General features: G+C 72.2%; 7 protein-coding genes. 3 read left to right on the forward strand and 4 right to left on the reverse strand.

Features of this window, described 5'->3' with window-relative positions; translation table 11 throughout:
- From ACIY1X_RS21425 to ACIY1X_RS21435, 3 genes are all read left to right on the forward strand, one after another.
- A partial coding sequence (locus ACIY1X_RS21425; protein ID WP_399684521.1) for a carboxyl transferase domain-containing protein occupies positions 1–2,558 on the forward strand: 2,558 nt, incomplete at its 5' end.
- Positions 2,559–2,601: 43 nt separating this feature from the next.
- A complete protein-coding gene (locus ACIY1X_RS21430; RefSeq protein ID WP_399684523.1) occupies positions 2,602–3,894 on the forward strand; it encodes a GDSL-type esterase/lipase family protein in 1,293 nt (430 codons plus the stop codon).
- A 124-nt stretch (positions 3,895–4,018) separates the two neighbouring features.
- The gene (locus ACIY1X_RS21435; RefSeq protein ID WP_399684526.1) at positions 4,019–4,402 is read left to right on the forward strand and encodes a YXWGXW repeat-containing protein; all 384 of its coding nucleotides are present in this window, start codon (positions 4,019–4,021) and stop codon (positions 4,400–4,402) included.
- A gap of 73 nt (positions 4,403–4,475) precedes the next feature.
- Here ACIY1X_RS21435 and ACIY1X_RS21440 read toward each other — a convergent pair whose 3' ends face one another.
- The 4 genes from ACIY1X_RS21440 to purU form a co-directional block, all read right to left on the reverse strand.
- Positions 4,476–6,653: a TonB-dependent siderophore receptor gene (locus ACIY1X_RS21440; RefSeq protein WP_399684529.1), complete on the reverse strand. Its 2,178-nt coding sequence runs from the start codon at positions 6,651–6,653 to the stop codon at positions 4,476–4,478.
- A gap of 120 nt (positions 6,654–6,773) precedes the next feature.
- Positions 6,774–7,499, reverse strand: coding sequence for an LrgB family protein (locus ACIY1X_RS21445; RefSeq protein ID WP_399684530.1), 726 nt, complete (start codon positions 7,497–7,499; stop codon positions 6,774–6,776).
- On the reverse strand, positions 7,499–7,864 hold the full coding sequence (locus ACIY1X_RS21450; RefSeq protein WP_399684533.1) for a CidA/LrgA family protein: 366 nt from the start codon (positions 7,862–7,864) through the stop codon (positions 7,499–7,501). Before ACIY1X_RS21450 ends, ACIY1X_RS21445 begins: the two co-directional genes overlap by 1 nt.
- A gap of 180 nt (positions 7,865–8,044) precedes the next feature.
- Positions 8,045–8,890: a formyltetrahydrofolate deformylase gene (gene purU, locus ACIY1X_RS21455; protein WP_399684536.1), complete on the reverse strand. Its 846-nt coding sequence runs from the start codon at positions 8,888–8,890 to the stop codon at positions 8,045–8,047.
- Between the last annotated feature and the right edge of the window lie 72 nt (positions 8,891–8,962).

Below are 8,962 nucleotides of genomic sequence, written 5' to 3' on the forward strand. Positions count from 1 at the left end.
CGCTGCGCGCGCGCATCACGCAGGCGGCGCTGCGCATGGCGCAGCAGGTCGGCTATCGCGGGCTGGGCACCTTCGAGTTCCTGGTGGACGAGCGCGCGGCCGCCCTGCCCTTCGTCTTCATCGAGGCCAACCCGCGCTTGCAGGTGGAGCACACGGTGACGGAGGCCGTGACGGGGCTGGATCTTGTGCAACTGCAAATCGGCGTGGCGGCCGGGCAGACGCTGACGCAGCTCGGCGTGCAGCCGGACGCCACGGCGCCGCAGCGGGGATTCGCCATCCAGTGGCGCATCAACGCCGAGACGCTGGATGCGCAGGGCCAGGCGCGCCCCAGCGGCGGCCGGCTGGCGCGCTTCGACCTGCCCACCGGGCCCGGCGTGCGCGTGGACACGCAGGGCTACGCGGGCCTGGCACCCTCGCCGCACTACGACACGCTGCTGGCCAAGCTGATCGTCAGCAGCGCCTCGCCGCGCTTCGCCGATGCGCAGCGCCGCTCGCTGCGCGCGCTGGCCGAATGCCGCATCGAGGGCGTGGCCACCAACCTGGCGCTGCTGCGCGCCATCGGCGAGCGGCCCGAGTTCGCGGCGCAGGCGGTGCATACGCGCTTCGTGGAAGAGCAGCTCGGCGACCTGCTCGCCGCCGCCGACGCGATCGCGAAGACCGGCAGGGCACTCGCCACGGCCGTACCGGACGCCGCCGAACCGTCGGCTGCCGAAGAGGCCGATGCCGAGGGTGTGCACACCGTGCGCGCGCCGATGCCGGCCAGGCTGGTGCAGTTCGAGGTCGAGGTGGGCGACATCCTGCCGGCCGGCGCGCAGCTCGGCGTGCTGGAGGCGATGAAGATGGAGCACCTGCTGCACGCGCCGCAGGCCGGCCGCGTGGTCGAACTGCTCGCGCAGCCCGGCGACTATCTCACCGAGGGCCAGCCGCTGGTGCGGCTGGAGGCCGTCGACGCCGGCGCCGTGCAGGTGCAGCAGGGCGCCGAACTCGACCTCGACGCCATCCGCCCCGATCTGCAGAAGGTGATCGACCGCCACGCGCCCACGCTCGACGCGAACCGCGGGAAGGCCGTCGCCAAGCGCCATGCGCAGGGCGGGCGCACCGCGCGCGAGAACGTCGCCGACCTGTGCGACCTGGCCGACGAGCCCGGCAACTTCATCGAGTACGGCCAGCTCGCCATCGCCGCGCAGACGCGCCGCCGCAGCCTGGAGGACCTGGTCGCCAACACGCCGGCCGACGGCATCGTCACCGGCATCGGCAGCGTCAACGCGAAGCACTTCGGCCCCGAGCGCTCGCGCGCCGTCGTGATGGCCTACGACTACACCGTGCTGGCCGGCACGCAGGGCATGCGCAACCACCACAAGCAGGACCGCATGCTCGCCGTCGCGCACCAGCTCAGGCTGCCGATGGTGCTGTTCGCCGAGGGCGGCGGCGGCCGGCCGGGCGACACCGACATGCCGATCGTCGCCGGGCTGAACAACCACACCTTCAGCCAGTTCGCGGCGCTGTCGGGCAAGGTGCCGGTGGTGGGCGTGGTGCACGGGCGCTGCTTCGCCGGCAACGCGGCGCTGCTGGGTTGCTGCGACGTCATCATCGCCACCCGCGCCAGCAACATCGGCATGAGCGGGCCGGCCATGATCGAGGGCGGTGGGCTGGGCACCTTCACGCCCGAGCAGATCGGCCCCAGCCGCGTGCAGTCGGCCAACGGCGTGATCGACGTGCTGGTCGAGGACGAGGCCGAGGCGGTGGCCGTGGCCAAGCAGTACCTGGGCTACTTCCAGGGCCCGCTGGCCGACTGGCAGTGCGCCGACCAGCGCCTGCTGCGCCACGCCGTGCCCGAGAACCGCCTGCGCGTGTACGACGTGCGCGCCGTGATGCGCGATCTGTTCGACGCCGGCTCGCTGCTGGAGCTGCGCGCCGGCTTCGGCGCCGGCATGGTGACGGCGCTGGCGCGCATCGAGGGGCGCCCGGTCGCGGTGCTGGCCAACAACCCGCACCACCTGGGCGGCGCGATCGACGTCGACGCCGCCGACAAGGCCGCGCGCTTCATGCAACTGGCCAACGCGCACGGGCTGCCGATCGTCTCGCTGGTCGACACGCCCGGCTTCATGGTCGGCCCCGACATCGAGGCGCAGGCGCAGGTGCGCCACGTCTGCCGCATGTTCATGATCGCCTCGCACCTGACGGTGCCTTTCTTCGCGGTGGTGCTGCGCAAGGGCTACGGCCTGGGCGCGCAGGCGATGACGGCCGGCGGCTTCGACGCGCCGGTGTTCAACATCTCGTGGCCCAGCGGCGAGTTCGGCGCGATGGGGCTGGAGGGCGCGGTGCGGCTGGGCTTCCGCAAGGAACTGGAGGCCGTGCCGGAAGGCCCCGAGCGCGATGCGCTGTTCAGGAAACTGGTCGCGCAGCAGTACGCCGACGGCGAGGCGATCAACATGGCGCAGACCCTGGAGATCGACGCCGTGATCGACCCCGCCGACACGCGCGCCTGGCTGCTGCGCGGGCTGGCCTCGGCGCATCGGCCACCGGACGCGCCCACCGCCTACGTGGACACCTGGTAGGCACCGGCAACGGCCGGGCGCGGCGTCCCTACACTGCGGGGTCTTGCCTTTCGCGCCCGCTTCCCCCGCCTCGCTCCTCACCCGCCGCCGCTGCCTCGGGCTGCTCGCCTGCGCCTGCCTGCCTTGGCGGCCTATGGCGGTGCGCGCCGAGCCGGCGGAGGACGAAGAATGGGTGGCGGGCTGGATCGCCGCCGCGCACGACCATCGCGCCCTGCTGCTGCCGCTGGGCATGCCGCCGCTGGTGCTGCAGGACCAGACCGTGCGCCAGCACATGCTCGTGGCCGCCGGCGGCCATGCGCTGCGCGTGCGCCTGTCCAACCGCTTCGGCGACCAGCCCCTGGTCGTCGGCGCGGCCGGGGTCGGCCTGTGCACCGGGCCGGACGCGCTCTCGCCCGGCACCCTGCGGCCGCTGCGCTTCGACGGCCGGCCGGGCACCACGCTCGCGCCCCACACCGAGCGCTGGAGCGACCCGGTGGCGCTGGAGGTGACGGCCGACCAGCGCCTGGCCGTCAGCCTGCACCTGCCGCAGGCCACGGTGATCGGCACCGGCCACGCGACCAGCCCCGCGAGCAGCCAGGCCGCCGCAGGCGACCAGGTGATGCACTCGCGCCTGGCCGCGCCGGTCGACCTGCCGTGGAACCCCATCGTCACCGCCATCGACGTGCGCATCGCGCAGCAGCCGGCCAAGGTGGTGGTGGCCTTCGGCGACTCGATCACGCAGGGCGCGAGCGCCGCGGACAGCACCGCCGCCAGCTACCCGGCCCGGCTGGCCGCCCGCCTGCGCGGCGCGCGCGAGGCGCCGCCGGTGGTGGTGCTCAACGCCGGCCTGTCGGGCAACCGCCTGCTGCGCGACGGCACCGGGCCGCGCGGCCTCGCCCGCTTCGCGCACGATGCGCTGCAGGTGAGCGGCGTGACCCACGTGATCGTGCTCATCGGCATCAACGACATCGGCTGGGGCACCGCCGGCGGCGAGCGGCCGGTCTGGCTGGTGCCGCCGTGGGACGTGGCCACGCCCGATGCCATCACGGCCGGGCTGCAGCGGCTGGTGGGCGAAGCGCGCGCGCAGGGCGTGAAGGTGCTGCTGGGCACGCTGCCGCCCTTCAAGGGCTCGCCCTACTGGAGCGAGGACAACGAGCGCACGCGCCAGGCCGTCAACCGCTGGATCCGCGGCCGCCAGGACGTGGACGCGGTGATCGACTTCGACGCCGCGCTGCGCGCGAAGGACGATGCGCTGATGCTGCATCCCGCCTTCGACAGCGGCGACCACCTGCACCCCAGCGAGGCCGGCTTCGCCGCGATGGCCGCCGCGGCAGACGTGCCCGAACTGCGCGAGTGAGCGCTGACATGCGCATCGCACACACGCGATACAGCCTTACACAAAGCTTCGCTCGGGGTTGACGGCGCCTTCACAACGGGCCGGCACGATGAAGGCTCGTTCATCCCTCCCGAGGTATCACACCATGAAGAAGGCACTCTCGAAGATCACCCTCGCGGCCGGCGCTGCCGCGCTGCTGTCGATCGGCGGCTTCGCGCTGCCGACCGCCGCGCAGGCCCAGCCCGTCATCAACGTGCAGATCGGCCCGCCCCCGCCGCCGCGCTTCGAGCGCGTGCCGCCGCCGCGCCGCGGCTACGTGTGGGCGCCGGGCCACTGGGAGGCGCGCGGCCACCGCCACGTGTGGGTGCGCGGCACCTGGGTCAAGGCCCGCCCCGGCTATGCCTACCGCGCGCCCGAATGGCGCGAGCGCAACGGCCGCTGGGAGTACCGCGCCGGCCGCTGGGACCGCGACCGCGACGGCGTGCCGAACCGCTACGACCGCCGGCCCAACAACCCGTACCGCAACTGACGCGGGCTGAACAGCCCTAAGAAAAAAGCGCCTGCCGTCCTGGGCAGGCGCTTTTTTTCGTGCGCGGCGGTGGTCAGAACTTCGCCCGCACCGTCAGCATGACGTTGCGCGGGTCGCCGTAGTTGGCGTAGTCTAGGTTGGCCCAGTACTTCTTGTTGGTGACGTTGTTGAGCGCCAGCGTGGCGCTCAGGCGGTCGTTGAAGCGCCAGGTCGCGCGCAGGTTCAGCAGCGCGTAGGGCGGGTCGGTCACCGTCACCGCGCCGAGCAGCGGGTGCGGGATGTTGAAGCCCTCGATCTTGGTCTGCCACTGCAGGCTGCCGCCCAGCGACAGCGGCGCCAGCGCGCCGCCGAACTGGTAGTCGGTGGACAGCTGCATCAGGTACTCGGGGAAGTTGGCGTAGATCAGGTCGCTGGCGTTGCGCTCGACCTTGGTGCGCGTCAGCCCCGCGCCGATGCGCCAGCGCGGCGTGACGTAGCCCGACAGCTCGGCCTCGAAGCCGTAGGAGCGCGTGCCGCTCACCGCGCGGTAGGCGGAGCCGCCGTCGGGCAGGGTGCCCGGCGGCACGCTGCTGTCGCGCACGCCGAAGTTGTCCTGCTTGGTCTCGTACAGCGCGAAGCTGCCGTTCAGCCGGCCGTCGAGGAACTGGCCCTTCAGCCCCAGCTCCGCGTTGCTGCCCTGCACCGGCGGCAGCGGCTGGTTGTTCACGTCCTTGTAGTTCTGCGGGTTGAAGATGCGGCCGTAGCTGGCGTAGGCGCTCAGCTCGGGCGTGATGTCGTAGACCAGCCCGACGAAGGGCGTGGCCTTGCGGTGCACGCGCTGTACGCCGGTGGTGCCGGTGTACAGGCCGGCGGTGTTGAAGGCGTCGGTCTGGCGGCTCCAGTTGGTCAGGCGCACGCCGGTCAGCAGCGACAGCGCGTCCGTCAGGCGCCAGCGGGCCGAGCCGTACAGGCCGGTCTGCCGGGTGGTCTGCATCGTCCACGCGCCCGTCTTCGCGTACAGCGGCGGCGGCGCGTAGCCGTCCCAGGTGTAGATGTTGGGGATGACGTAGCTCCAGCGCGCCACCGAGGTGTAGCCGTCGGTGCGGCCCTCGGTGCGCGAGGTGCTCACGCCCAGCACCAGGTCGTGCTTGCGGCCGAACAGCGCCAGCTTGCCCGAGACGTAGGTGTCCAGTGCGGTCTGCGTCTCGCTGCCGCCGCCCAGGCCGGCGTAGATCGTGGCGCCGGCGCCGGTGTAGCGGTTGATGAACAGCGGCGTGGCGGTGGTGCGCCCGTAGCCGTAGGTGCGCAGGCTGAAGGTCTCGCCCTCGGTGCGCGCCAGGCTGGCCTTGAGGCTCCAGTCCTCGTTGAACTGGTGCTCCAGCGTGGCGTAGAGCGTCTCGGACTCGCGCTTCCATCGCGTCCACGAGGGCGAGAAGCTGGTCGAGGTGGGCAGGTCGATCGTGCCGCCGTCGCTGGCGAAGCGCGGGATGGTGCCCCAGATGGGCGCCTTGGGGTCGTTGCGCTGGCGCTGGAAGCCCAGCGAGACGATGGTGTGCGCGCCGAGGTCGGCCTCCACCGCGGCCAGCAGGGCCAGCTTGTCCTCCGAATAGCGGTCGCGGAAGCTGTCCTTCTTCTGCGGCGCGATGACGAAGCGGCTGCGCACGCTGCCGTCGGCGTTGAGCGGCACGTTCAGGTCGGCCTCGGCGCGGAAGAAGTCCCACGAGCCGGCCGTCAGCGCCACCGAGCCGCCGAAGGTGCGCTGCGGCCGCTTGCGGATCAGGTTGACGGTGGCCGAGGGCGTGCCCACGCCGGTCAGGATGCCGTTGGCGCCGCGCACGATGTCGATGCGCTCGTACAGCGCGGTGTCGAACTCCTGGTTGGTGTTGGCGCTGTAGCTGGGCAGCCCGTCGACCTGGAAGTCGGTGATCTGGAAGCCGCGCGCGTAGTACAGCGGGCGCTGCGTGTCGTAGAAGCTCACCGCCACGCCGGTCACGTTGCGCATCACCGAGTCGATGCTGGTCAGCGTCTGGCGCTCGATCTGCTCGCGGTCGACGGTGCTGACGGACTGCGGCGTCTCCTTGGCGGTGAGCGGCAGCCGGGTGGAGGCGCTTTCGCGCGCGCCCTCGACGGTGACGGCATCGAGGTCCTTGGTCGAGGTGCCGGAAGCGGCATCCTGCGCGCGGGCGCTGCCGCACAGAAGGACGAGGACGGCGGCGGCCAGCGCCAGGGGGGTCGGCGACGCGCCGACCCACCGCCTTGGAGATGAAGGCATGGAGTGCTCCTGCGAGGAAGAAGGGGACGGGGCTGGCTGGCAGCGCTGTCCCCGCAGGACGCACGGCTTGCTGAACGAAAAAGCGCGCCGATTGTAGGAGTGCCGCCTCGGCGCGGCCGCTCAGAGCAGGCGGAACACCAGGGGCATCAGCAGCGCCGCCAGCACCACCTGCAGCCCCAGCGCCAGCCCGGCGTAGGCGCCCGCGTCGGCGTTGACCTGCAGCGCCCGCGCCGCGCCGATGCCGTGCGAGGCGGTGCCCAGCGCGAAGCCGCGCGCCGTCCAGCCCTCGCCGGCGGCCGGCACGCGCAGCAGGTCGAACAGGTACTTGCCGGTGAGCGCCCCCACCATGCCGGTGATGACCGCGAACACGGCCGACAGCGCCGGCACGCCGCCGATCTTCTCGGCGATGCCCATGGCCACCGGCGCGGTGACGGACTTGGGCGCCATCGACAGCACCACCTCGGGCGGCAGGCCGAAGGCCCAGGCCAGGCCCACGGCCGAGGCGGCCGCCGCGCCGCCGCCCAGCAGCGCCGCCAGCATCACCCGCACGCCGCGCGCCCGCAGCTCGGCGCGGCGCAGCCACAGCGGCCAGGCCAGCGCCACCACCGCCGGCCCGAGCAGGAAGTGGATGAACTGCGCGCCGGCGAAGTAGCTCGGGTAGTCCACCCCGGTGGCGGTGAGCAGGCAGGCCAGCGCCACCACCGACCACATGACCGGGTTGGCCCAGGGCGGGCTGCCCAGCCGCGCGTACGCGGCCTGCGCCAGCAGGTAGACCACCAGCGTCGCCGTCAGCCCGAACAGCGGCGTGGCCGAGAGGTAGACCCACAGCTCGACGAAGCGCGGCATCAGCGGGCCTCTTCCTTCCTGCCGCGCGCGCGGCCGGGCAGGCCGTACAGCACCAGCGCCGTGACCGCCAGGCCGATCCAGGTCGACAGCGCGATGACCACCAGGATGCGCAGCCCGTACTGCGTGAGCAGCGCCAGGTGCGTCATCACGCCCACGCCCACCGGCACGAACAGCAGCGACAGGTGCGTGAGCAGGAAATGCGCGCATTCGCTCACCGGCTCGCGCACCACCGGCCAGCGCAGGGCGACGAGCACGAACACCAGCCCCAGCACCGGCCCGGGCAGCGGCAGCGCGAGCGCCCGCGAGATCAGCTCGCCGGCCGACTGGAAGACCAGCAGCCAGGCCAGGCCGCGCAGGCCATTCATGGACTCATCGCCTCGCACGAAGGCGCGCCCTGCGCACACGAAACGCCGCCGCACCGAAGGCCGCGGAGCAGGCCATGCGGGAACATCCGCGGAACCGGCTTTGCCGGGCCGCAGGATGTGCCCCCTTGAGGGGGTTGGCGGAGCGGAACGAAGTCCGCGGAGACTGGGGGTGGGAACATTTCAGCGGAAGACGACGGTGCGGTGGCCGTTGAGCAGCACGCGGTGCTCGCTGTGCCACTTCACCGCGCGCGCCAGCACCAGGCTCTCGGTGTCGCGCCCGCGCGCCGTGAGGTCCTCCACCGTATCGGTATGGTCGGCGCGGGCCACGTCCTGCTCGATGATCGGGCCCTCGTCGAGGTCGGCCGTCACGTAGTGGGCGGTGGCGCCGATCAGCTTCACGCCGCGGTCGTGCGCCTGGTAGTAGGGCTTGGCGCCCTTGAAGCTGGGCAGGAAGGAGTGGTGGATGTTGATGGCGCGGCCCTGCAGCTGGCCGCACAGCTCGTTCGACAGGATCTGCATGTAGCGCGCCAGCACCACCAGCTGCGCGCCCTCGGCCTCGATCACCTCGAGCTGCCGCGCCTCGGCCTGGGCCTTGGTGGCGGCCGTCACCGGGATGTGGTGGAAGGGCACGTTGTAGCCGGCGGCGAGCTGGTAGAAGTCGCGGTGGTTGCTGATGATGGCGCGGATGTCCACCGGCAGCAGGCCGCTCTTCCAGCGGAACAGCAGGTCGTTCAGGCAGTGGCCCTCCCTGCTGACAAGGATGACGGTCTTCATCGGCTGCTCGGCGGCGTGCAGCTTCCACGCCATGCCGAAGCCCTCGGCCAGGCCGCCGAGGTCGGTGCGCAATTGCGCCTCGGGCACGCGCTCGCAGGCGAAGCGCACGCGCATGAAGAACAGGCCCGTGCCGTGGTCGTTGTACTGGGCGGCCTCTTCGATGTTGCCGCCGCGCTCGAGCAGGAAGCCCGAGACGGCATGCACGATGCCCACGCGGTCCGGGCAGGAGAGGGTGAGGATGTAAACGCTCATGAGGGGCGGGATTATCCCCACCCCCGTTTCTCCCGGACTTCGTTCCGGTCGAATCCCCCCTCAAGGGGGCGC

Origin of the sequence: Xenophilus sp., assembly GCF_044462705.1 — a bacterium.
Lineage (GTDB): Bacteria > Pseudomonadota > Gammaproteobacteria > Burkholderiales > Burkholderiaceae_C > Xenophilus > Xenophilus azovorans.